This window comes from Nostoc sp., from assembly GCF_036917515.1.
In the GTDB taxonomy this organism is placed as follows: domain Bacteria; phylum Cyanobacteriota; class Cyanobacteriia; order Cyanobacteriales; family Nostocaceae; genus Nostoc.
Window position 1 is genome coordinate 1 of the sequence record NZ_JBALDE010000058.1, and the last position, 24,540, is coordinate 24,540.

Annotated in this window: 21 protein-coding genes, 1 tRNA gene, 1 pseudogene and 1 riboswitch; of the genes and pseudogenes, 18 read left to right on the forward strand and 5 right to left on the reverse strand. The window is 38.8% G+C overall.

Annotation, left to right across the window (positions count from 1 at the left end):
* Positions 1-81: 81 nt before the first annotated feature.
* Together aroF and V7K89_RS07250 are read right to left on the reverse strand one after the other, a co-directional pair.
* The gene (aroF, locus tag V7K89_RS07245) at positions 82-1,005 is read right to left on the reverse strand and encodes a 3-deoxy-7-phosphoheptulonate synthase (RefSeq protein WP_335185714.1); all 924 of its coding nucleotides are present in this window, start codon (positions 1,003-1,005) and stop codon (positions 82-84) included.
* Between the two features lie 851 nt (positions 1,006-1,856).
* Positions 1,857-2,669 (reverse strand): DUF3102 domain-containing protein, encoded by an 813-nt coding sequence (locus V7K89_RS07250; protein ID WP_335185716.1) that lies wholly within the window; start codon positions 2,667-2,669, stop codon positions 1,857-1,859.
* A gap of 537 nt (positions 2,670-3,206) precedes the next feature.
* Here V7K89_RS07250 and V7K89_RS07255 point away from each other — a divergent pair.
* Positions 3,207-3,887 (forward strand): HEAT repeat domain-containing protein, encoded by a 681-nt coding sequence (locus V7K89_RS07255; RefSeq protein ID WP_335185718.1) that lies wholly within the window; start codon positions 3,207-3,209, stop codon positions 3,885-3,887.
* Between the two features lie 75 nt (positions 3,888-3,962).
* Positions 3,963-4,529: a phycobiliprotein lyase gene (locus V7K89_RS07260; protein WP_335185720.1), complete on the forward strand. Its 567-nt coding sequence runs from the start codon at positions 3,963-3,965 to the stop codon at positions 4,527-4,529.
* 74 nt (positions 4,530-4,603) lie between these two features.
* Here V7K89_RS07260 and V7K89_RS07265 read toward each other — a convergent pair whose 3' ends face one another.
* A complete protein-coding gene (locus tag V7K89_RS07265) occupies positions 4,604-5,107 on the reverse strand; it encodes a 2TM domain-containing protein (protein ID WP_335185722.1) in 504 nt (167 codons plus the stop codon).
* A gap of 523 nt (positions 5,108-5,630) precedes the next feature.
* Here V7K89_RS07265 and V7K89_RS07270 point away from each other — a divergent pair.
* Positions 5,631-6,347, forward strand: a complete 717-nt coding sequence (locus V7K89_RS07270; RefSeq protein ID WP_335185724.1) for an ROK family protein — start codon at positions 5,631-5,633, stop codon at positions 6,345-6,347.
* A 147-nt stretch (positions 6,348-6,494) separates the two neighbouring features.
* Positions 6,495-7,046 (forward strand): peptidoglycan-binding domain-containing protein, encoded by a 552-nt coding sequence (locus V7K89_RS07275; protein ID WP_335185726.1) that lies wholly within the window; start codon positions 6,495-6,497, stop codon positions 7,044-7,046.
* A 60-nt stretch (positions 7,047-7,106) separates the two neighbouring features.
* On the opposite strand, the gene V7K89_RS07280 is transcribed toward V7K89_RS07275, so the two are convergent.
* On the reverse strand, positions 7,107-9,527 hold the full coding sequence (locus tag V7K89_RS07280) for a sucrose synthase (protein WP_335185728.1): 2,421 nt from the start codon (positions 9,525-9,527) through the stop codon (positions 7,107-7,109).
* Between the two features lie 1,254 nt (positions 9,528-10,781).
* Here V7K89_RS07280 and V7K89_RS07285 point away from each other — a divergent pair.
* Complete coding sequence (locus tag V7K89_RS07285) at positions 10,782-12,689, forward strand: filamentous hemagglutinin N-terminal domain-containing protein (RefSeq protein WP_335185730.1); 1,908 nt, start codon at positions 10,782-10,784, stop codon at positions 12,687-12,689.
* Between the two features lie 394 nt (positions 12,690-13,083).
* Here the strand turns inward: V7K89_RS07285 and V7K89_RS07290 are convergent.
* Positions 13,084-13,156, reverse strand: a tRNA-His gene (locus tag V7K89_RS07290).
* A 123-nt stretch (positions 13,157-13,279) separates the two neighbouring features.
* Here V7K89_RS07290 and V7K89_RS07295 point away from each other — a divergent pair.
* The 13 genes and pseudogenes from V7K89_RS07295 (at position 13,280) to V7K89_RS07355 (ending at position 24,445) form a co-directional block, all read left to right on the forward strand.
* Entirely contained in the window at positions 13,280-13,663 is a 384-nt protein-coding gene (locus V7K89_RS07295; RefSeq protein ID WP_322733637.1) for a DUF4359 domain-containing protein, read from the forward strand.
* Between the two features lie 275 nt (positions 13,664-13,938).
* Positions 13,939-14,685, forward strand: coding sequence for a sirohydrochlorin chelatase (locus tag V7K89_RS07300; RefSeq protein WP_335185732.1), 747 nt, complete (start codon positions 13,939-13,941; stop codon positions 14,683-14,685).
* The gene (cobA, locus tag V7K89_RS07305) at positions 14,682-15,461 is read left to right on the forward strand and encodes a uroporphyrinogen-III C-methyltransferase (protein WP_335185734.1); all 780 of its coding nucleotides are present in this window, start codon (positions 14,682-14,684) and stop codon (positions 15,459-15,461) included. Before V7K89_RS07300 ends, cobA begins: the two co-directional genes overlap by 4 nt.
* A gap of 49 nt (positions 15,462-15,510) precedes the next feature.
* A riboswitch (cobalamin riboswitch) is annotated at positions 15,511-15,682 on the forward strand.
* Positions 15,683-15,704: 22 nt separating this feature from the next.
* On the forward strand, positions 15,705-16,124 hold the full coding sequence (locus V7K89_RS07310; protein WP_335185736.1) for a DUF1636 family protein: 420 nt from the start codon (positions 15,705-15,707) through the stop codon (positions 16,122-16,124).
* On the forward strand, positions 16,121-16,861 hold the full coding sequence (locus V7K89_RS07315) for a cobalt-precorrin-6A reductase (protein WP_335185738.1): 741 nt from the start codon (positions 16,121-16,123) through the stop codon (positions 16,859-16,861). The genes V7K89_RS07310 and V7K89_RS07315 overlap by 4 nt, the downstream gene beginning before the upstream one ends.
* A gap of 247 nt (positions 16,862-17,108) precedes the next feature.
* Positions 17,109-17,195: pseudogene (locus tag V7K89_RS07320) on the forward strand (radical SAM protein); the annotation flags it as partial.
* 114 nt (positions 17,196-17,309) lie between these two features.
* The gene (locus tag V7K89_RS07325) at positions 17,310-18,164 is read left to right on the forward strand and encodes a hypothetical protein (RefSeq protein WP_335185739.1); all 855 of its coding nucleotides are present in this window, start codon (positions 17,310-17,312) and stop codon (positions 18,162-18,164) included.
* Between the two features lie 841 nt (positions 18,165-19,005).
* Entirely contained in the window at positions 19,006-19,758 is a 753-nt protein-coding gene (locus tag V7K89_RS07330; protein ID WP_335185741.1) for a hypothetical protein, read from the forward strand.
* Between the two features lie 11 nt (positions 19,759-19,769).
* The gene (locus V7K89_RS07335; protein ID WP_335185743.1) at positions 19,770-20,729 is read left to right on the forward strand and encodes a DUF1822 family protein; all 960 of its coding nucleotides are present in this window, start codon (positions 19,770-19,772) and stop codon (positions 20,727-20,729) included.
* A gap of 20 nt (positions 20,730-20,749) precedes the next feature.
* Entirely contained in the window at positions 20,750-21,664 is a 915-nt protein-coding gene (locus tag V7K89_RS07340) for a CHAT domain-containing protein (RefSeq protein WP_335185746.1), read from the forward strand.
* 143 nt (positions 21,665-21,807) lie between these two features.
* Positions 21,808-23,097, forward strand: coding sequence for a CHASE2 domain-containing protein (locus V7K89_RS07345; RefSeq protein WP_335185749.1), 1,290 nt, complete (start codon positions 21,808-21,810; stop codon positions 23,095-23,097).
* Between the two features lie 13 nt (positions 23,098-23,110).
* Positions 23,111-23,923 (forward strand): DUF928 domain-containing protein, encoded by an 813-nt coding sequence (locus V7K89_RS07350; protein WP_335185751.1) that lies wholly within the window; start codon positions 23,111-23,113, stop codon positions 23,921-23,923.
* A gap of 258 nt (positions 23,924-24,181) precedes the next feature.
* The gene (locus tag V7K89_RS07355; RefSeq protein WP_335185753.1) at positions 24,182-24,445 is read left to right on the forward strand and encodes a hypothetical protein; all 264 of its coding nucleotides are present in this window, start codon (positions 24,182-24,184) and stop codon (positions 24,443-24,445) included.
* Positions 24,446-24,540 lie beyond the last annotated feature (95 nt).

Here is a 24,540-nt window from a genome sequence, read left to right on the forward strand (position 1 = left end):
TCTTCTTTTTCCATTTTTTCTAATCTCCGTAGACTTACAGTATGGACAATGCACAGTATGAACCCTCTCCTCATCCCTTTATTATGCAACACCCATTAAGGAATCTGCGCCAGCTGCGATCGCTGCCAAGGTCATTGGTTGGACAAACTCTGATTTTCCGGTGGCGTGGCTAGGGTCAATCATGATTGGTAAGTGAGTCAAAGTTCGCAAGACAGGGATTGCAGATATATCAAGGGTATTCCGTGTATACTGTCGGTCAAAGGTGCGAATTCCCCGCTCACATAAAATTACATTGGGATTGCCTGCTGCCAAAATGTATTCAGCTGACATCAACCAATCTTCAATTGTAGCTGATAGTCCCCGCTTTAATAAGACTGCTTTACCTGTAGCACCTACTTTCTTCAGTAGGGAGAAATTCTGCATATTGCGGGCACCAATTTGGATCACGTCTGCTACTTCAACAATCTTGTCTAAATCAGCTGCATCCATGACTTCTGTGATAATACCCAAACCAGTAGCTTCACGAGCTTTTGCTAACAAACCTAATGCGCTTTCGCCATGTCCTTGGAATGCATAAGGTGAAGTCCGAGGTTTGTACGCCCCACCTCGTAGAAACTGTGCCCCTGCTGCTTTTACTATCTGTGCTGTTTCAACAATCATTTCCTCGTTTTCAACAGAACATGGGCCAGCAACTACAACTAAAGGATGGGTTTGTCCAAAGGTAATAGCTCCATTAGGTGTGGGTACAACCACTTCACTATGTTCTCCATAGCGGAATTCTAAAGAAGCACGTTTAAATGGTTTTTTTACTCGGATCACTTGTTCAATAAAAAGGCTAATATTTTGAATCTGCATACTGTCAATTTCCGCAGTTTCACCAACTAAGCCAATTACTGTTTTATGTTGACCCTGGCAGACTTCTGGGGTGATTTCATAACAACTAATTTCTTTAACAATACGTTCGATTTCTATTGATGGTGTACCTAATTTCATAACTATAATCATTGCTTGAAATCTCCTGGTTTTAACTATTAATTTAGTTGTGACGCCTAAACTTAATGATGTTGTTTGTTTAACCCTTCAAATAACAATCAGTCTATTATTTGAGTTTTATGCAAAATTCTAGAAACTTTCTATTTGGTTATAATTATCGAATTAATTATCCAAAAGTGTTTCTGATATTTGTTACTGAAATTTCAAAGTTTTTCCCTGGATAAGCTTATCGATTCGACGGCTAATTATTGAAATTTATCTCGTGTTAATTTTCGTAGCATTAGCTACCAAACTAATTGCTAATACATCTATATCTAAAAACACTAAGCTTTTTATTAGTGTACTGCTTGCTTTTATATTTACCATCCTTTAAAAAAAAATACAAGCATTTTTATTTCTTTCAATTTTTATAGTTTTCAGGACATTACCTTATTTACTTAATTTACCACATCCAAATTTTTTTTAAATATGTTTCTTTCCTTACTTATTTGAAGTTGTTCGTTTTTTTATGCAAATATAAAACTGGATAACTTTTCCAAAATAATTACCATAAATAGATTTTCAAATCAAACGTAGATATATATAGGCTTGCTGAAAGCTAGCGCTGAAAGAGATTGTAAAAATTGTGAATGGCGCTTTAGAAGATGTTTTAAGATCAAAAAAATTATAGCTGTATAAATTATAAACTCACTCATTTCTAGCAAATTTTTATAATCGCAAGCTTCAAGGGATAATATTAGAAATATGAGTGAAAATGGATGTAGAGATATAGCTGTACTAAGTCTCTACAAGGTTTATACATAAAGTATATTTAGTTTTTGAGATATCTATCTTCAGCGCTTAAATAAGTATCAGAGACTTCTCTAACTACTGTTAGCTTTACTAGTTTGTAATAAATTTAATTCTGAACGAAGTTTTGTAATATCTAGCTTAAGTTTCTGATTCTTTATTTGTAGTGCTTCTAGTTGTGCTTTATAAGTATCACGCTCCGCTACCAATTTTTGCAGTTCATTCTGTTGAAGTGGAGAAGAAAGTAGCAGATGGTTAGTGGTTGTTTGTTCAATACTAGAAACCTCAGCCTTAGGTAAGACTAATGCCTCTACTTGATTTGTATCCCCCTGCTGACTAACTGAAGAGGCTTTTTGTTGCTGTTCTTTTACTGTTTTAGGAGTTTTATATTTTTTAATGAGATTTTTAACAACCTCTGGATCGACTACTTCGCCTGTTTTCAAAATCTTTATTGCTTCATCTATAGCAGCTTCAGATGTACTAGGAGCAGCAAGTTTATAGAGAGCAGTAGGAGTAATACTATTAATCAAATTTCCGATAATCGGAATTTTGGACTCAAATGCTCTAGCAACATGAATAAACTCATAGGCTGAAGTTTTTCCCATTCCGAACTCCTGTCGTAACCAAGGTAGAAACTCGCCATGTTCGGTAATTTTTTGAGCTTCTAACAAGTTGACACCAATGCAATAAATGTCCATAGCACTTCGTTTCAGCCTACGTCGTGTATCTTCTGCTATAATGGCTAGACGTTGTTGTTTTTCCTCTTTATTCTCAAAGTCTGACTTACTCTTAGATACTGAAGGCGGGTCAATAATTTTTTCTGACTGTGTAGGTATTACTTGGATTTCTATAGGAAAATCTGTTGACTCATGCTTACTAATTTTCATACAATCTATTTCTGCTAGCATTTGTATTTTTCCAGGAGATATTTTTGCAAAGCAGTTTTTTAGGTTTGTGATTTGATGTTTAAGCGAACTTGTATTAAGTTACTCAGGTCAAGGTAATAACTTTACGCAACTTCTTGTTATATCTTTACAAAAGTACATAATTGACTACTACCCCAAATACTATTTTAAAAACGCTAATGTGTTGTTATTCATCAGTTTTGCGGCTTTTTTGCGATGTATACGACGAGCTACGCCTACGCTAGAATTACTCATACCAATTCACGATCAAGATGTACTTAATATTTCTTAACCGAATTGCCAAGTACGCCTTTTCTTAGAGAGGGCTATGAATGCGGGTGATTTTCCCAATTAGCAGACGCTTTACACTGACTTCTGCAACTGGTAAAGCGCGATCGCTTTTTTATTATTCATAATTGAGCCATTTTGTAAAGTCGCCAAACTCCTACTTCACTATGACGACAGCCTGAGGAACAGATCGGGTAAATTAAGATAAGTAAAGAAAACGCTTTGAACTAAATGGCAGATATAAGCTTACAAGAAATTTCTACTCAGTTAGAAAGTCCGAATTTACGCGATCGCATGGTAGCCCTTGCTAATTTGCGTCACGTTGCGGCTGAGGATGCAGTACCTTTGATTAAAAAGGTACTAGACGACGAATCATTGCAACTGCGATCAATGGCAATATTTGCTCTGGGAATCAAGCCAACACCAGAATGTTATTCTATTTTGGTAAAAATTCTCGAAAATGACCCTGATTATGGTATCCGCGCTGATGCCGCTGGTGCTTTAGGATATTTGGGTGATGTCAGAGCCTTTGAGGTGCTTTCACGGGCATTTTATGAAGATACTGATTGGCTAGTACGCTTTAGTGCAGCCGTTTCTCTAGGCAATATTAAAGACCCCCGTGCCCATCAAATTCTTATTCAGGCATTGGATAGCAAAGAAGTCGTGTTGCAACAAGCTGCAATCTCTGCACTGGGAGAAATTCAAGACATTGAATCTGTAGATAAGATCCTGCGCTTCGCCCAATCAGATGATTGGTTAGTCAGGCAGCGTTTGGCAGAAGCCTTGGGAAATCTTCCCACTCCCAAAAGTGTCTCAGCTTTAAAATACTTGGAAAAAGACAATCATTTCAACGTTGCTGAAGCAGCTAGAATTGGCCTCAAGAAGCTTGAGGAAATAGACAATCAAGCATAATATTAAAGCTTCCTGCTACCTTTTAATAAAAATTAAGTGGGAATTTTAGCATTTTGATGCAGGGTAATTTCATTCATGAATATTGAAGAGTTTTTTCAGTTAAGTGCTGGTAAATGGTTTTCTCATCGTACTAGTCAACATTTGGCTTTTAACCAATCGGAACATAGCAAATCAGATATCGTCATTGAGGCGCTAGCAGTAGATCATCCAGAAGCAGTTAAGCTGTGTCAAAGTTATAATATTAATCCTAGTTCTGCTTCTTGTGCTACCAAAATTACCTGGAACGGCACAATGGACAAGGATCAAACAAAACATAGTGGTTCAACTGTGTTAGTTTCGGTACCTGATGCAGATAACCCAACTCAAGGCAGGTTACTCAGAGAAATAGTTGATGCCAATAAAACTCCAGTTGCCGGACGCTATAAAATTGACAGTGATGGTGCTTTGATCTTAACTACAGAGGATGAAAACATCTTCTCAGAGGAACGCCTGTGGTTTGCTAGCCCCAATTTGCGAATGCGGGTAAATGTCCTTAAGAGTTTTGGTGGATTTAGTATCACTTCCTTCACTTCTGAGATTCGTATGGGTGGCTTTCCACCCCCTGAGAAGGTTTCCGAGGCGGCTAATTCAGTATCTAGTTAGTTCGATCACAAAATATTCCCCCCAGAAACGGGGGGAATTAAGTAGAGATGAGTTAGGGTTAGGGAAATTTTTTATTAAGCTTGTAATACTTTAAACCACTTATTCAAAACTGTACTAATGGTTTTCTTAATCTGATAGTTGCGACTCCATTTTTGGAATGCCATTTCATACTCTTCACCTTTGATTTGAAAGGTATTCCAGACATCAAGGGCTACAGGCAATCCGCAGAATAGCAAAATGTACAGTGACCAAGAAATTCCGCCACTGGTAATTAAATTAAGCAGTATAAAAAAGCCATTGAAAATTGCATATTTGCTTAAACGCTTCTGAAATCTTCTGATGCGGTAGGCGTCAAAAGCTTTTCGTTGTTGGACTTGACCTTGTTGTAATACCCAATCGCGTTCTGCTAATTTTAAAGACTCAGGTGAAATTTCTAACTCAGCAGCAATTTCTAATATATGCTCATAAGAAAATTCTGTGTCTTTATCATCTGCTTGACGAGCGATCGCTAAGTGCAGAATTTGTTGGACATCTTCTTGGCTATACGAGCGGATGCTTTGAGGTTCAAACGCCGTCATAATTTTTTCTCTTATATTACTTTTAATAGAAATTTGCTGCTTGATAGATTTTAAGCAGCTACGCCAGTACTATCTCTATTATTCTTAGATTAACAAATCTGGATGCTGTCCGGCATTGAATGTATGGGATTTTTAACTTTGGGCATGGGGCATGGAGAAGAGACAAGGTAGACAAAGAAGAGAGGGGAGACTTGGGAGAGACTTGTTCAATAATTTCCCCTGCTCTCCCATTTTTCTACTCCCCACCAGTAAAGGACTTACGCAAAAATTGCTAACTTCACTTAATTTATTGAACCGCCTACTCTTACGGAGAAGCAAGCTATGCGTAGCATCTTGTAGAGAAGACGCCAAGAGGAGGACACTTCCGTGGGCAGGTTTCCCGACTTGAGGAAAGTGTCCGTCGCCGAGAATTCGTAGAGTGTGCGTAAGTTCTACAATATAAAGACTCTCCAAATATCCAGATATTATCAAATGCAGCAGATCATAATAACGAAATAACAAGCATTAACAAGGATGTAACTCAATGGTTGAAGAAAATGGATCGATTCGTACCCTATCGGTTGATATTGGCGGTAGTGGTGTTAAAGCTATGGTTTTAGATATTACGGGGAATCCTGTAACGGAAAGGACACGTTTAGATACACCCCAACCTGCAACACCAGATGTTGTAATTAATGCAATTGTGATGTTAGCAGCGGCTCAAAGTGAATTTGATCGCGTTTCGGTCGGTTTCCCCGGTGTCGTGCGGTCTGGAGTCACGGAAACAGCGGTAAACTTACATCCAGATTGGATTGGATTTGATTTGGAAACAGCATTATTAAAACACTTAAACAAGCCTGTACGGGTGATTAATGATGCAGATATGCAGGGATTTGGGGCGATCGCAGGTAAAGGTGTTGAATTAGTGATTACTCTGGGTACAGGGTTTGGTTCAGCTTTATTTGTAGATGGTAAGCTGGTACCGAATATGGAAATGGGGCATCATCCGTTTCGCAAAGGAGAGACTTTCGAGCAGCAGTTGGGGCGTGCAGAGTTAGAAAAAATTGGTGAAAAAAGATGGAATAGGCGTTTAGAAAAAGCGATCGCATCTTTGCAACATCTGTTTAATTATGACCACCTTTACATTGGCGGTGGTGAAGCTGTGAGAGTGAATTTACAGCTACCATTAAATGTCAAACTCATCCCCAATATCACTGGTTTATTAGGCGGTATTGCTTTGTGGCAAGATGAAAAAAGGTAAAAAGTTTTTCAATATCCACAACTGAGAGTACTAAGCGATATCTAAAGGCGGCCTACGCCTACACGCTTTTTGATTAAGGTGCATCCTTTCTCAAAGTTTCAATGTTATTGGTTCAAAGAAATATTAGTTGAAGTAAAATAAACTAAAATGACTGAAATTGGCCTGATGACGGGCGTGTTAACAATAAGACAAGCATCTGGGGTCAATTTGCCACAGCAGCAATTATTTCAGATGGAAAATGACGTAAACCAGTCAAAACAGAGTCAGTTAGAGATAGCTGCTAAAGTCACACCACCTGAATTCATGCAGACAGATGGGATTTCCCAGGCTTCTATCTCAGCGCTGAAACTAGAAAAAGAACACATACTTCAGAAAATTAGCAAAAAAAATCTGGGACTAGTTTCTTCTAACTTAGGTAAACCTAAGAAGTCTTCTCAGTTTGGAGGTAAAGTCCGTACAAAGGCTACAGGACGGTTCCAAAAGTTTAGTAGCCAACCTCTACCGACTCTTTATTTTGGTAGTTCTGGTATTGCTGTCAGAGCTTTACAACAGTTATTAGTGTCTAACGGTTATGCTGTGAGAGTGGATGGAATTTTTGGTGCACTAACAGAGACTGCTGTTAAAGCCTTTCAAAACCAGCAGAATTTAGGAGTAGATGGAGTAGTTGGTCAACGAACTTGGAGTGCATTGACAATTTAGTTATTTGTCTTTAGTCATTTGTCTTTAGTTTTTGGCTAATGACAAATGACAAATAACAAACTAACGATATTTATGCTGCTCTAATAACTGTTGTGCTCTAGGCTTATAAATTAAATAGAACAAAGCCTCTATATAGCGTAACAAATCTTCACGATTTTCCTTTGAGGTAAAGTTCCAGAAACCATAAATCCTTGCTAATGATAATAGCCTGGTAGTGTGAATTTTCCAAGTATAGGTGCTGTAAACTCGGTCAATTCCTCGCTGGGAAATTTCATTCCAATAGTTAGGATTTTGTTCGCATTTAGTGATGAATTCTACAATTTTTGTGGCTGTCTCTTCTAAATTCGTCGGGTTAATGTAAAATCCATTCACCTTATCTTGAATAATCTCTAATGGCCCACCAAACTGTGTGGCAAAAGTCGGTAATCCTGAAACCATTGCTTCTAAAATTGTCAAACCAAAAGCTTCAAATAAAGCTGGTTGTACAAAAATTCCCTGATGATCGGCAATGACTCGGTAAATTTCACCAGAATCGGTTTTGGAGAGACGCACACCCAACCAACGAATTTTCCCGTGGAGATTGTACTGGTCAATTATTTGGTAGAGTTTAATAATTTCGTTGCGTTCTTCGTTATCATCTGATTCTTCGACGCGTAATTTACCCGCTACTAAAATTAAGTTGCAATGCTCTTGTAATTCTTTACTTTGACCATAACATTCAGCTAAACCTGTGAGGTTTTTGATGTGGTCAAGACGCGCCATTGAGAAGAGAGGGCGCTTGTTAGGATCATCGAGTTTGCCAAAGATTTGCGTGGGATCTTCCAGAGTAAAGAGTGTTTCGGCAAGGCGTTGGCGATCGCTCTCTACTCGGTCTTTATTCTGGGTGTAGGGGAAGTAATTATTTTCGTTTACTCCAGGCGGTACGACATTAAATTTGGGACTAAATAATTCAATGCCATTGGTCACATGATACAACTCCGGCATAGTGAAGCACTTATAAGACTCGTATTGTCCCACACTATCCGGTGTTCCGACAATTTCTTGGTAGGTGCTGCTAATTACAAAATTGGCAGCATTCATCGCAATCAAATCAGCTGTGAATTGCAAGGAAAAATGATATTTATCTTCTAATTCTTGCCAATAGAGGTTGCTGAACAAGTATTTAGATTTTTCTAAAGCATGGGCAACGTTGCATTGAGTAACTTTCAGCCGTCGCGCCAGCAAGAATGCTACTAAATTACCATCAGTATAGTTTCCAACTATTAAGTCAGGTGTGCCATGAAATTCTGCCCGTAGTTCTCTTTCAGAATCAATGGCGAAAGTTTCTAGATAAGGCCAAAACTCAAACCGAGAAATCCAGTTTTGAGTCATATTAGGATTAAAATCCCGTAAAGGCACTCGCAAAATCCAAGCATTTTCGGTACCAAGGACTTTTTCTAGACGTTGATTACAAAGAGTACCATCACTATTGGGAATCAAACGGGTGAGAATAATTACCTTTGGCTCGACATTCAATTTCTCTAAACCTGCAAGCAGAACATCTTCTTGTAGCTGCTTCTCTAGGCTCTTTGCCTGGTCAAGGACGTAAACTACCTGACCGCCAGTATCTGGACGCCCTAAAACTCCCTCTTGCCCAAACCAACCATGAGCTGACACCAGGACAATTCTAAAAATCATCGGCACACGAGAAATGAGTGCTTCTAGGGTCTGGGGATCGGCAGAATCAATCAATTCATCGAGAATATTTAAAGTTTCTCCCACTCGCGCTGCGGTGTTACCCCAACCCGGCTCAAAACCCATTGACTGCAATTGGAACCGGAATTGTTCGTAGGGTTCATCTTTAGGGCGATTATTAACAAAACCGATAGCTTTCTTAACTTGCTCGGAAAGTTGCTGCTGTGATTGAATGCGATCGTTGAGCAGCAGTTGAATACCGTTGTAGTGGTGCAGCCGCAGGAAATTCAATAAGCTGTCCAGCAATTGTTTGGAGTCTTGAAATATTTTGCTGGATAGATAGCGGTTGAGAAATTGTACCCCTTTACCAATATTTTTGGGGTCGCGGATGACTGGGGAGTAGTCATAAAACGGGCCGAAGTCCAATTCTAGCAGGCCGCCTTCGTTGGGATGATATTTGTTCACCAAGCGATCGCGCAGATCTAACAAATCCTGCACCGTCATCGGCTCAATGCTTAAGTCTGATGTCAACCAATAAACTTCTTGGCTGGCAATCTTAGAACGGATGATGAAACAGAAGTTTGAGTCCTCCTGAATAATTTCCTGAGTATAGTAAATAAGTTTGCCTAACTCCGAGGAAGTGTAAAAAGTCTCAGGTTTTTGGGACTTGGAGCAATACTCACTATATACATTGAGTATGTCGTTCCGCAGCAAGTACTTCTTTTCTTGTTGGCGTAACTTACTAAGAAAGGAACGTAAATCACTTCTTTCTTCACTATCTAAGACTGCTTGAAGCAATTCAGACATAGCAACTCCACTAAATGACGATGTTTGCATTACTAACTTTCTAGGCGAGACAAATAAGCCTCCACCTTTTATTAGATACATATAAACACGAAATAACACAGATAAATTATATTTATCTGTGTACCTACAAGTATCAACTTTTCAGCAGACACTTAAATCGTGTTCTTCTTTACCTAAAGTATCTATGACTCAGTATTTTTGGATCTCACTAAAGAAATACAATTTTTATTTCTTTTGATAGATGTTAGTAAATAACTGCATTATAATATTTGGGGCACAAATTATCACGCCCTCAATTGCTTGATGTAATCTTTACTATATCATTTATTATTTGCGTATATTTTGATTATCAGCACATACAGCAGAGTTCATCAGTCAGAATGAACCGCGCTAACAAAAGTAAAATAGACTTTGAGACTTCGCTTGTGTAATTCACCAACTTGAAATCTGCTATATCTAAGGTTAATAATTTCAAAAATAAAATATGATTCCTATATTGTGTTAATTTGGGGAATAAGTAATAGTCTTGCTATATTCTATTTTTAAATATTTGAAATAAAACTTAATGAGTTTGCTGAAAGTTTAACTATTTAGTTAAGCTTAAATTAATTAAATTTTTGTTTAAAGATAAACTAATATTTATTTACCATAGTTATAATTTCGGCAAAAGGTGTTTAAATTTAGTCGATTTATATGGCTACCAATACAATAAGTTAATAGTTTCTGACCACAGTATAGGCAATATTCTAATTATCTCTTTACTTGCCTTCTGGGGACTGACTTTTATCATTCTTTTAGGCATTTTTTAACAGTTAAATATGCGTTCAAAAACTTCTAAGGCTAAATTACCAAGTTTTCTATAATCTCGGTAGTTTTAATATGAAAGAGGTTTAATTAGAGGTTGTTTGAACCTAGATTCTGTAGGTTGAAGGTCAAGTGGTGGTATTTTAAAGTCTAAGTGAATGAAAGTAGTGATGGCATTTGCAAATAAGCAAATAAATACCGTCCATTGAAACCCAAGATATAGATTATCTAGGGATGAGATCACAGGGACAGGCAATTTCTAGGGTGGTTTGCGTTTCAACATCGGCGTCCTTCATTCTAAATAGAACAAGTCGGATATTTCTTTGCACGTATTATTTCGCCATCTTCAATATGAACCAGAACTAAAGGTATTAACTTGATGAACACTAATTGTGGTTAACTCAAAAAAGAGTTCATCTGTTACAAAGCTGAGGAGGTGGGATGTTTGGGATGGCTACTCGTTGGTGTTTGGGGATTGGGATGGGAGGTGCGATCGCTTTGGGTGCAAATTGTGCTTCTGCCCAAATCACCTCAGATAGCACTTTGCCAAATAATTCTATTGTTACACTAGATGGCAACACCCTAAATATCACTGGGGGAACACAATTTGGTGGTAACTTGTTTCACAGCTTTAAAGAGTTTTCTGTGCCTATTAATGGCACTGCTTCTTTTAATAATGCTGTAGATATTCAAAATATAATCAGTAGAGTAACGGGTAGGTCAGTTTCTAATATTGATGGGTTGATTCGTGCTAAGGGTAGCGCTAACTTATTTCTAATAAACCCGAATGGGATTATATTTGGTAAAAATGCAAGGCTTGCCATTGGCGGCTCTTTCTTGGCAAGTACGGCAAGTAGCCTGAAATTTGCAGATGGCTTTGAGTTCAGTGCAACTGCATCACAAACAACGCCCCTCCTGACTATAAATGTTCCTATTGGCTTGCAATATGGGGCAAATCCGGGGAGTATCCTTTATCAATCTCAGGATTTAGAACTGCAACCAGGTAACACTTTGGCGTTAGTGGGTGGTGATGTGAATTTTGATGGTGGGATAATGTTTGCTCCTAATAAGCTAGTCGAGTTAGGAGGTTTAGCCACAGAGGGAACGCTAGGATTAAGTTTAGATGGTAACAGGCTACAATTGAATTTTCCCAATGGTGTAGCGCGATCTGATGTTTCCCTTATTAATGCTCTAGTTTATGGTAATGACATCAATATTAATGCTAAAACACTTTTAATTGATAAAGATAGCGTTATCTGGGCTGATGGAAATATATCGATACAGGCTAGTGGCTCTGTTTTTTTAAAAGATAGCAGCGTAGAGGCAGGTAGAAATTTGTTGGTGCAAGCTAGTAACTCTATTTCTATTACAAGAGATAATTACTCTGCTTTTCGTGTAAAAGACAAAACATACATAGGAAAGACAAATAATATTACTGCTGAAGATGTTCATATCCAAGCACGCTCTGTTTCTTTAAATAACGGGTCTGGAATCACGGCGAGAAGAAGAGATATAAGAGAAAGAGGCTTACTTACAGTAAAAGCGAACCAGATTAATTTGGATCAAGGATGGCTTGATGGCGATGATATTGTGTTGCAGGTAAAAGATTTAATACTGATGCGTAATTTCAGTAGTATAAGTATTTATAGCTATAATGATAAAGGTGGCAGTATCAGAATTAATACACCAGATGGCTTTTTAGTTGCCAGTAATAATAGCGATATTGATGCCAATGTATTCTACGGTAACGGGGGGAATGTAACCATCACCACCACTGGCATTTTTGGTTTCAATGTACCTAATCGAAAAGACGTAATATCCCCAGAACCGGGAGTAATAAGTGATGTATTCGTCAACAATGGCGAACCATATTACATATATATTTTCTCATCTATGCTGCCTACAAACGATGTCACGGCGTTTTCGGAGCAAAATCCCTTTGCAAGCGGTATAAAAACTATTAATATACTTGGTATTAGCCCAAGATTAGTACATCTGCTACCCACAAATCTGGTTGATACTTCTCAGCTACTTGATACTAGCTGTAGCCCTAGAAGCAAGCAACAAGCTAGTTCATTTATCATCACTGGACGTGGCGGTTTACCCCGCAATCCCTATAACTTTCTTTCTCTGAATACAGTTTTGGTAGATTGGGTAACTCTCAATCCCAGCATCAGAAACCGCAAGAGTCCACCTGTTACCATCAAACCTACTACCCCTACCCCTACACCAAAACCTATTGTAGAAGCTACAAGGTGGGTGATAAATGCCAAAGGGGAGTTGCAACTCACAGCGAATGCACCCAGCAAACCTTATGCTTCATGGCAGAACCCTGTATCTTGCCGTGTTGCTTCTTAGATGTTAATGTCCATCTCAGAATCCCAGACTATCAAGGATGAACTTGGTCATGACTTTAGGAGTGCGATCGCAGTGGGAAAAATCCCCAATTTGAGAAAAATTTACATCTACTAGAGGCAATTATCTTAAAAGGTGTGACTATATCTTGATGACTTGCTGAATCTGTTTTTGAAGTCTGGTTACTAAATCTCTTGGATAATCCAGGTCAAAAAAGTTTTTGCCGAGTGTTTATCTCGTTCCCAGTCGAAGACTAGGAACGAGATAAACGAGAGAACAATAATAAGTAAAGCTATAGATTACATATCCTTATCCTTGTTAAAGTGATAGTTACGAGGGTTTGCGCCATCTAACCCATCTTCTACAGGAGTGTAGGTATTAATATGAAATTATGTAGGGCGAACGATGGGACTCGAACCCACGAATGGTGGTACCACAAACCACTGCCTTAACCACTTGGCTACGCTCGCCATTCAATAATTCGAATTATAGCAATAATTCGGCAATCGATCAAGAGTTTTGTTCAAGGAACGGACTTAGTTGATTTAGAGTCTCTGGAATCTAACAATTAGAATGAACTTTATTTGGCAAATATGAAACCATTGACCATCATCGCGTATACTGGAGCAGCAGCAGGTCTAGCCGCCTTGGGTGTGACAATGGCGAAAACCAATCCCGGTCAGGTTGAATATGAAGAATATGCAGTTCAACGCCTGACAAAATACTTAAAAACCGATGTATGTAAAAAAACTACGAATATTATAGAAAATTTAATCCGTTTTAATTGCGATAAATTGGTTGACTCGGCTAGCCCGCAAATCCAAGAAATTATTACCAAGACTACAGAAAGACAAAATTACGTTATTTTTAGTGTTTACCGTACAGATTTAAAAATAAATTCCTGGATACCTTCGTACAAATTTGAAACGGTAGGAGCTTTTAATCAATTTTATACTTACACTGCCGAAGAACAATAGGTAAGCAGCAGGGGAAGAATATACAACAGAATTTATGAGTCAGAATTCAAGAGTCAGAATGGGCTGCGCCCCGTTGCGCTAACTGAAGAAAAACAGGCTTAATATCTGCTTTTGAAACGAATAGTTGTGTACTTTTCAACTGGAAATCCACTGTAAAAGTGATTAAGAATATTTCTGTTTAATAATTGATAATAGTTTCAATAATTACCAGAGTACTTATGAACCCCGGCTTAATCTTAAGTAAGATATAGTAACTGAAAGTTCAAGCTTTGCCGATGTCATCTGCCTATCTGCTATTATCTCACGGAAGTCGCGACCCGCGCCCAGAAATTGCTATGCAGCAACTAGCTAGGCTGGTATGTCATAAATTGCCAAAAAACCACAACTTAATAAATAGCCAACATTTGATTGGCATAGCTGCTTTGGAAATGAGTCCTCAGCCTTTACACGAACAGATTCAACAATTTGCTAAAAGCGCTTTTGGCGATTGCCCACTGTCTCAAAATGAAAATCGCCTCAAAATTGTACCGCTATTTCTACTGCCGGGAGTGCATGTCATGACAGATATTCCCGCCGAAGTAGCACTCGCACAACAGGCTGCTGGTCAAGATATGATCATTGAGTTGCAACCATATTTAGGTTCTCATCCTAATTTAGAGAAATTGCTGGCAAAGCAAATAGCTGCTATAAAAGCAGAAGCATGGATTCTCTTAGCTCATGGTAGCCGTCGCCCAGGTTCGCAAAAAACTGTGGAAGCAATGGCGGCGAGTTTGGGAGCCGTGACTGCTTATTGGGCTGGGCCTCCTAGTTTAGAATCACGGGTGAAAGAGTTCGTAACTGCTGGTTATCGGGAAATTGCAATCTTGCCATACTTTTTATTCGCTGGTGGAATAACCGATGCGATCGCCACCTCAATAGAGGAGCTAAAATTACAATTTTCTGCGGTGAATTTCCAACTGGCAAAGCCACTGGGAGCAAGTGCAGAATTAGCCGAGCTAATTTGGGATTTAACACAGAGATGAACCGCACAATCACACAGAGGAACAAGTATTTGGGAAAAGTTTATTTAGTAGGTGCGGGGCCAGGAGATCCAGGACTAATTACCCTGAAAGCGAAAGGTTTGTTGGAATGTGCAGATGTAGTAATCTATGATGCCTTGGTGAGTCCGGCAATTTTGGCAATGATTAATCCCCAAGCCGAGCAAATTAATGCTGGTAAGCGGAGGGGAAAACATTCGCTCTTCCAAGAAGAAACAACTCAATTGCTGATTGATAAAGCGCAGGATAATGCAATTGTAGTGCGGCTAAAGGGTGGCGATCCGTTTATTTTTGGTCGCGGTGGCGAAGAGATGGAAGAATTAGTCAACGCTGGAATATCAACGGAAGTTGTGCCTGGTATCACATCGGGAATTGCAGCAGCAGCATACTCAGGTATTCCTTTGACGCATCGGCTTTATAGTTCGTCAGTCACATTTGTAACTGGCCATGAAGCGGCGGGTAAGTATAGACCGCAAGTGAATTGGAGTGCGATCGCTCACGGTTCCGAAACCATTGTAATTTATATGGGAATTCATAATCTGTCTTATATTGTGGAAGAATTAAGTGCTGCTGGGTTAAATTTAGAAACGCCCATTGCTTTGGTGCGCTGGGGTACGCGCCCAGAACAAGAAGAATTGATTGGGACTTTAGAGACAATTGTCAAACAGGTAGAGCAAACTGGATTTAGTGCGCCTGCGATCGCAGTTATTGGACAAGTAGTAAATATGCACAGTATTTTATCTGGTTGTCGTCCAGTTTGATGGTTAGCGAAAAGCCTATTGTTTCCTATTCTCCGATAACCCTAGTGTATGATCGATAAGGTTATTCGGTTCTGGTGGGAGTCAGCTACCAGAGGTAAGGGGGAAAGTTCGGTGCAAATCCGGCACTGTCCCGCAACTGTGAACTAATTTGAGATTAAGGAACTAAATCGAAAATCTCAATTTGAGTGAGTCAGGATGCCCGCCGAAATAGATTTATCAGTTTCACATATCTGCGAGGTACAGATGACTACGACTGTAAATATTTCTCCAACTAGTCCTTTGGATGTTGCTGAACATACTTTATTTGTTTGCAAAACTTGTGCCAGTGTTTGGCAAAATGGAAAACGCCTTGGTGAAAGTGGTGGTGAAAAACTTCTACACCAACTTCAGCAACTGGCACAAGATTGGGAGTTACGAGATCAATTCCCGATTCAGGAAGTTGAATGTATGAGTGCTTGTAATCGTTCTTGTGTAGTCGCCTTTGCTGCCAAAGGTAAATTAACATATTTATTTGGTGATTTAGGCGTTGATGGTAGTGCCTCTGCGGTACTTCAATGTGCTAGTCAATACTATGTTAAAGCAGATGGTTTACTGCCTTGGTCAGAGCGTCCAGAAGCAATGAAAAAGGGCATTTTAGCAAAGATTCCACCTTTATCTAAATGATCCGCGTTTTGATTCTGGGTGGCACGGGTGATGCAGCAGAATTAGCTGCCAAAGTTACGACTATCCAAGGGTTAGAAGTAATCACCTCTCTAGCTGGCCGCACCCGTGAACCGTCAGTACCGCTGGGCGATTTACGGGTTGGAGGCTTCGGTGGTGTGGCTGGATTGGCTAGCTATCTGCAAGTCATGCAAATCGACTTATTAATTGATGCAACCCATCCTTTTGCAACTCAGATTTCCTTCAATGCGGCAGATGCTGCAACAAAAGTTGGAGTACCCCGTCTGATGTTAATTCGTCCGCCTTGGGAAAAAGTAAGTGGCGATCGCTGGATTGAGGTTGATAGTGTTGCAGCCGCAGCAACAGCCCTACAAAAACAAGGACAGCGGGTATTTTTGACAGTTGGTAGACAAGAGATCGCCGCCTTTGCTCACTTGGAGAAAATTTGGTTTTTGATGCGGATGATTGACCCTCCTGGCGATGATGCTTTAGTACCACCGGGGATGGTATTGTGCGATCGCGGGCCTTTTACTCTCAAGAATGAAAGACAAATTCTGATTCAGAATAACATTGATATCATCGTCAGTAAAAATAGCGGTGGTGATGCCACAAAGCCCAAGATTATTGCAGCACGAGAACTGGGCGTGAAGATTGTGATGGTAAATCGTCCAGCCATACCGCCAGGGGAGCAGGTTAATAATGTTGATGCTGCTTTGGTGTGGTTATTAGATCGCTGCTAAGTAAATAGGCAAGATTAAAAGGCAGTCTTCGCAGATGGTGGTTCTAGGCAGTCTGGTTAAGTTGTCTGTTTTTCCGCAATGGTCACAAATTCCGATCATTGATCGTTGGGGAGTGGGCACTAATGAGTAGCAAGATTAGTGCTTGCGTTTGCTAAAAATCAAGATAAAAATGGCTGAGTTGAGTAACAAATGAGTAGCAGGTATTTAAAATATCTTTGAAAGTATTGATATAGTGTGTGTAACTCAGACTTCTAGTAATCAACGGGTTCGGGTGTTAAACCCGGCTTTCCAAGACCAGATTACTTGGGCTAGCGACCAGATAGAAATCCAGTGAAGCGCTACAGTCTAGCAGCCAGCAAGAAATTAAAAATGCTTAGGAAACTCTAAAATGAACAGTTGAGCAGCAAAATTAGGCAAAGATCAAAATTTCCAATATGGCGGCTTTTGTATGGGTATATTTCAGGATTGGTTCTGGGAAATCAAAGAGTGCGGACAAGGCCCTCATTACTACTTCAGTGCCACTTTTGCTTTGTCTGATGCTAAACGCCTTGCGGCTTTGGTACGCCAGCATCCACTGTCTGGTTTTGAACACTGCCACTTTGTTGGCAAATTAATCAATGCACCATGTGGAAATTCCAATACTCCAGGTTCTTATGATTTATATATTGACCAGAGCAACTATGCTGAAGTTATTTCGGGTATACAAAGAGATAAACCTATAGTTACTGTTGCACACTATACCTGGCAAATCATTGGTGTTTGCGATCGCAATTTTGGCATCGAGTGTGGTAATGGTGGGATAACTGGCACAGATAACCAAACTGACACCTCACTGATTGTAGCGCTGGCGCAGTCACCAGAACTCACCTTAGTTGATTGGAGAGTCGTTTCTGGAGGAGACGGTTACGTATCGGTGTTTTTTAGAACTGGCACATCAGCCGCAGAATTACTTGCTTATTTGCAGATGCAGCCAGAAAAGCCTGACTTTATGCAAATCGAAAGGGAGTTACGTATAGCTTTGTCAGATCCAGCATTGTCTAAAATTTATCGCTTGGGCGAGTGTAAAATCAATGGTTGGCGGCTGGAAGCGATCGTTTTGCATAATATTGAAAAAACCACAAGCTATGGTGGCGAAGGATGGGACATGACACCACACACCAGTGAGCTTTACAAAGTTGCCCAAACTGTTAGCGATAAGTGCAAGGTTCCGGGTTGTGCAGGGGGTGCAGCACACGCGCCAAATAACTTCTACACACTCATTGGCAGCCATCTTAGCTTTGGCTACCCACACCAAGAGAGGTAATTTTAAATGCGATCGCCTGACTTTTAAGACAGTTTCTACATAAGATGGCGATCGCCCATTAAGTAATGCGATCACACTACTTAATAAAGTTTAATTCTTTGAGTAGAGAGCGAAACGAGATATTACTTTGCACTTGACCTCCACTTTTCTGACCTGTCAGTACGATATTTCCACTTTTAACTGTTATGTCAGGATTGTCGCCGATTTTTTTTTCGTAGCCCACCTTTTTATCTCGAAGACTACTTAATATTTTGGGCTTTAAAATTTTATGAAAATCATCTTTAGAGCTGATTCGTAAAGAAAATCTTGAGGGTACTCAACTCATTACTAGGTCTAAGTTTCAGCGAATAAGTGCTTTATTGACTTAAATTCCTGAAACCCTTACTAGACAAGTACTTTACTTTAGTTTACGAATTAGCTCTTACGCATTCTGTACTAGTAATCTGGCTGGGATTGATCGTGATGAGTATTTGAAATTTCCTTTCGAGAGCGAGCCTATACTTTTATATTCAGTGAATAATCAGCTAGTTATGAAAAAAGAAATTGTTCATCAATATTCTCCCTACGTGTAATTCTCATTTATTATGTAAATTGCGGTACAGATAAAAGAATGGCAGTTTTTTAAGGAATATCACAAAACTGACTCTGACTGTCATCAAAGAACATTACCACAGTTATTACCGTTGTCATAATTTCTGCATTACTCATATCTCTGCAAGTACTATTCCAAAGTTTTCATAATTTTCTGATTTTTAACTGATATACAAGTAAGGTCAAAAGCAATGCTTATAACTGTGCTGCTGTCTCGTCTCTACTGTACTTTTTTTTGGTTAAAGCTTTTATGGACGATCAAGATGAACGCCTGCGCCAATTGATTGCAACAGTGTGCCAACACCCAGATGGTAGCCGAGAATGGCGAAAGGCTATGAGTCGGCTTCTGATTTTAATTCAGGGACTACCAGAATTTAAAAAATACTCAAGCATGGACTGTCCCGATTATTTTTTAGATGCCCTAAACCAAACTTTGGAGTGGTTCAGCCAAAATATTAGAAACTTTCAGCCATGTACATCTTCAGTTCGAGATGATTTAACCAAATGGCTCAAAAGCTACCTTTACTGGCGCGTCAAAGATTTAAATCCATCATCTCCCCCTTGGAGAAAAAAGTTTCATTTATCCTTGGATGAAAGCATTTTTGATCCGGATGCAGAAATAACAACTTGGTTGGAACGAGTGTCAGAACAAGGACAACTATTAGGAACACCATCTAATCCACATGTTTTGAGCGGACTAGAAATTTATCTGGAAAATTTACAGCAGCAGTCACAACAACGTCTAGTAACCAACTTGGTACTTTACATTGAGCAAGACCCAGACAAGCAATTACGAAATTGTTATCCTCGTAAACATCCCGAATGCAACTGTCAAATACTAAGCCAAAGATTGCTGTTCATCTTTAATAACCCACCAGATACACTTGCTGATATTGCTCGTGAGAGCCAAATCAATTACCAAACTTTAGTATCTCATTGGAAATTAAAAGCAATACCGCTCCTCCAAGAAGTTGCAATTAAACTTGGATATGAATCTAATTAACAACCACAACCATGAGTAGCACAAAAACGCTTTATTTCAAAATTCCACTTGGACAAGAAGCTCATGTGATTGCTCGTCAGTTTGCTGTGGAACAAACTACACCTCAAAAAGGCAAACAAATTTATTTAAATACACTAGCAGTTTATGCTGTTTACACTTACTTGGAATGGTTGCAAATTGATACAGCTTTAGATAAAAGTGATAGTTGGCATCCCCTGAAACGAGCTTTATTTGATGTTGCTGATTTAGTTATTCCTAACATTGGTAAGTTAGAGTGTCGTCCAGTTCAACCTGGAGAAACGACAATTTATTTACCCCCAGAAGTTATGAAAAATAGGATTGGTTATGTGGCTGTCCAATTTAATGAATGCCTAAATGAAGTGCAATTGCTGGGATTTGTAAGAATAGTTCCTAGTTCTTCTGCTTGTGAACAAATACCACTAACAAGCCTCAAACCCCTTAATTTCCTTTTTGATTGTATTCCTGACGCTGTTGCTCACCCTGCACTCAGTGCTAGGCAGACACGAGTGAATTTAGGTCAATGGTTCGAGAATCTGTTTGAAAATAGTTGGATGGCTTTAGAAGAAGTTTTCAACAGTATAGATGAGAAAAAGTTTGCGTTAAGAAGTGTTTCATCTTTCAGTAGAACTAGTGTGGTACGAGCAAGAATAATAGATTTAGGACTAAAAGTGGGAAATGAACCACTAGCGTTAATAGTAGCGATCGCACCATTACCCGAACAAAAAGTAGAAGTACTAGTACAGCTACATCCCATGGGCGAAAAAACTTATTTGCCATCTAATCTGAGACTTAATTTACAAGCAGAATCTAGAGAGATTCTTCAAGAAGTTGTATCACGAAGTAATGATAACTTTATTCAATTAAAACGGTTTCGAGGGGATTTTGGAGAAAGCTTTCATATCCAAGTGTCTCATGGTAATTTGACAATCAAGGAAACTTTTGTCATCTGACACTTTTTTGTAGGAGTGTAATGAGTAAGTTAGTTGTCTTGAATTTAGGTAAGGGCGACCTCCATAAAGGCTTTCCTGATGTCACGGTTCAACTTGGGTTAATAAATGACCCACGTGCGATGGAATTTCGCGGGAGTTTACCACCAGCGCCAGAAATTTCTCAACTTTATCGAAATTGGCAAATACTATACTCAGCTCTCTACCATCACTATGCTTGGTGGATACGTCTCGAAATCAAAGATAATGATGTCACAAATTTTTCAGAGTTGGAATTTAACGATTTATGTCAGCAATTATCATCTAAAATTAATATTTGGCTCAATTGTGAGCAGTTTCGCAAGATAGACCAAAAATTACGCACGCAATTAAATCCAAATGAAGAAATTTGCTTTATAATTGCAACTTCTGATAACTTATTACGACGACTTCCTTGGCATTTATGGAACTTTTTTGAAGATTATCCAAATACTGAAGTTGCACTTAGTCCCTTAGAACCACGAAGACCAAATAAAATATATACTCAAGAAAAAAAAATCAAGATTTTAGCGATTTTTGGCAATCATCAAGGAATTGATATTAGTCAGGATAGGTATTTATTAGAGAGTTTATCAAACCAAGCTCAAATAAACTTCTTAATTGAACCACAACGAAAAGAGTTAAGTAACGAACTTTGGGGCAAAGGTTGGAATATTCTATTTTTTGCTGGACATAGTTCTAGTCAAGAAAGAGGAGTTCTGCAAATTAATCAAACAACAACAATTACTCTAGATAAATTAAAACATGGACTTAAGAAAGCAATTGAAAGCGGATTACACTTAGCAATTTTCAATTCTTGCGATGGCTTAGGTTTAGCAGAAGCGTTAGAGGATTTACACATTCCCCAAGTCATTGTCATGCGCGAACCAGTCCCAGACTTGGTAGCACAGAATTTTTAAAACATTTTTTAACAGAATTTTCTAGCGGACAATCATTACACTCTGCACTGCGCGAGGCGCGAAAAAGGCTGGAAGGAATAGAAGATAAATATCCTTGTGCAACTTGGTTGCCAGTAATTTGCCAAAATCCCTTGTCAGCACCAATGATTTGGCAGTCGCACCGAAAGATGCTCACCACTAAGAGTGTTTTAGTAATATTGCTGGCAAGCTTGTTGATAACAAGTTTAGTCATGGGAGTGCGGTATGGGGGTTATCTGCAAACATCGGAGCTACAGGCTTTTGACCATTTTATGCAGCTGCGATCGCATCTTGTCACTGAAAAACCTGACGAGCGGATTTTAATTATCACTATTGATGAAGCAGATATTCAATACCAACTCAATAAAGGAATGCAAATGCGATGGTCGTTATCTGACCAAGCCCTTGCTTTATTATTAGATAAATTAAATAAATACCAACCACGAACTATCGGTTTAGATATTTATCGTGATGGGATTGTAGATCCAAAATACCCAAAATTAGCTACTCGTTTTCAAAATGATAGTCGTCTATTTTTTGTATGCAAAGTTGCTACTACCGATGATGATGGCAATAGTGATGGTATTCCGCCACCTTCTAAAGTTTTAAGAGAACGCTTAAGTTTTAGTGATTTTGTTGCAGATGATGAAAATATTGCTCGTCGTCAGCTTTTACAATTGACTCCTCTTCCAACATCTCTCTGTAGTACAGAATACGCTTTTAATCTCCAACTAGCACTTCATTATTTAGAGAAAGAAGGCAAAACATCAAGTGTTACAAAATCAGGTGATTTGCAAATTGGTGATATTCTGTTTCAGCAATTAAACGAACACACCAGCGGTTATCAAAAAGTGGATGCATCCGGTTATCAAATCTTGTTGAATTATCGTTCTCTTGACTTGGTTGAAAAAATTGCCGATCAAATTAGTTTGAGAGATGTATTAGATGAAAAAATCCCATTAGAATCAGTTAAATCACTCAAAGACCGCATTGTGATAATTGGTCTTTCTGCCCCCACCAATACGAATGATTATTGGAAAACACCTTTCAGTTCCAATGCCAAACCGAAGCAAAAGCAAACACCGGGGGTATTTGTACAGGCGCAAATGCTAAGTCAAATCCTCAGCGCAGTTTTAGATAGCAGACCTTTATTGTGGTGGTGGTCTGGATGGGTAGAGGTACTTTGGATATGGGGATGGTCATTAGTAGGAGGTATTACAGCATGGTATTTTTCAAAACCGCTACACCTGGGATTAGCGGTGATAGTCACGCTTTTAACAGTTTTTGGGTTATGTTTTGGTATTTTTGCAATAGGTGGATGGGTGCCATTTATTCCTTCAGTATTAGTGTTACTAGCTACCCAAGTAATGGTAATCTCATGGTTTAGACGTTCGCATATTCATAAGAGAAAATAATTAAATTTTGCTCGTGATTAAAAAAAAATTACTTGACCAACCAATTCAACGCGCTTGCGTAATTCCTTTAATATTTATTAGTTTGATGAGTTACTCGCCATCAGTACAGGCACAACTGACAAATTCGATTCAAAACACTGTTAAAAATTTGCCCTTCCAATCTTTTAAGCAACTGACATTGCCCAGAAACGGCGCACCCACAGGTCGGCGCAGAGGAGGGGCTGGGCGGAGTCCTGATTGTCCTAGCAATCTCACACGTTTAACTGCTTTAGTACCTGGTAATGGAGGGGAATCAGTCTTGGCATCAACAGTTGCAGAAAATCCAACATTTTGGTTTTATGTTCCCCAATTACCACAAACCACGCGTTCTGGAGAATTTGTGTTACAAGTGCTAGATGGTAAAGATGTACAATATGTTTATCGAACACGTCTTACTCTGTCTGAAAAACCGGGGATCGTTAGCATTACTTTGCCAACACAACCGCAATATTCTTTAAAAGTAGATAAAAAATATCACTGGTACTTTCATATTTATTGCGGCGATCCAGAAAAAACATCTGATAATTTTTATGTAGATGGGTTTGTGCAAAGGCAAGCGCTGACAGAAACTCTTAATAGTCAGTTGAAGTCAGCAAAACCAAAAGAGTACATTGTATATAGTGCTAATAATATTTGGTACGATGCCGTGACTAATTTAGGTCAACAACGCCGCACCAATCCGCAGAATGCTACTCTTAATCAAGATTGGGTTAACTTATTAAATGCAGTTGGCTTGCAAGACATTGCTCAAGAGCCAATTGTACAGAATTACAACTTGGAAAAATAAGACTAGTCACACGATGCAGTTACTGACTTATTGAAGGCGCTATGTCAGGGATTCAAGATTGGCGGTGTTGGTGTAGTAGTTTGGTGATGGGAAGTGTGTTATCAAAATGTAGAGATGAGAGGAAAAAGTGAATTGAATTAAATAGGTTATATTATGTTTAATTACCTTGATTGGACAATTTAATTAGAGAACTAACTTTGATTAGAACATTGTCAGATAATTTCGTTCTTCTACCAGATCGTAAGGAAAGTCAAATTTATGGATTCTAAAAAATTACAACAGATAAATATTGAACCTCAAACATTAAAAGAGTTACAAGATGAGATTCATCCAAAAATCATTGAGATTTTAAAAAAATCTTGTTTTATCCAAATGCTTGAAAGTTATATTAATCTTAGCGAAGATAGTAATGATGAACAATTAAAAAATCATATAGAGATAGATGAAAACCTGTCTCTTCAGATTAAAATTTGTTGGATGGATGAGGATGGTAATAGAGTTTGTGAATTAGTAAAACTGTAAAAACTAAGAATGATTCAATGTATATTAGTCTGTTTATTTAGAAAATTTGCAAATAACTCATGATTAATATACATTGTTTTATCTACTATGCTTTA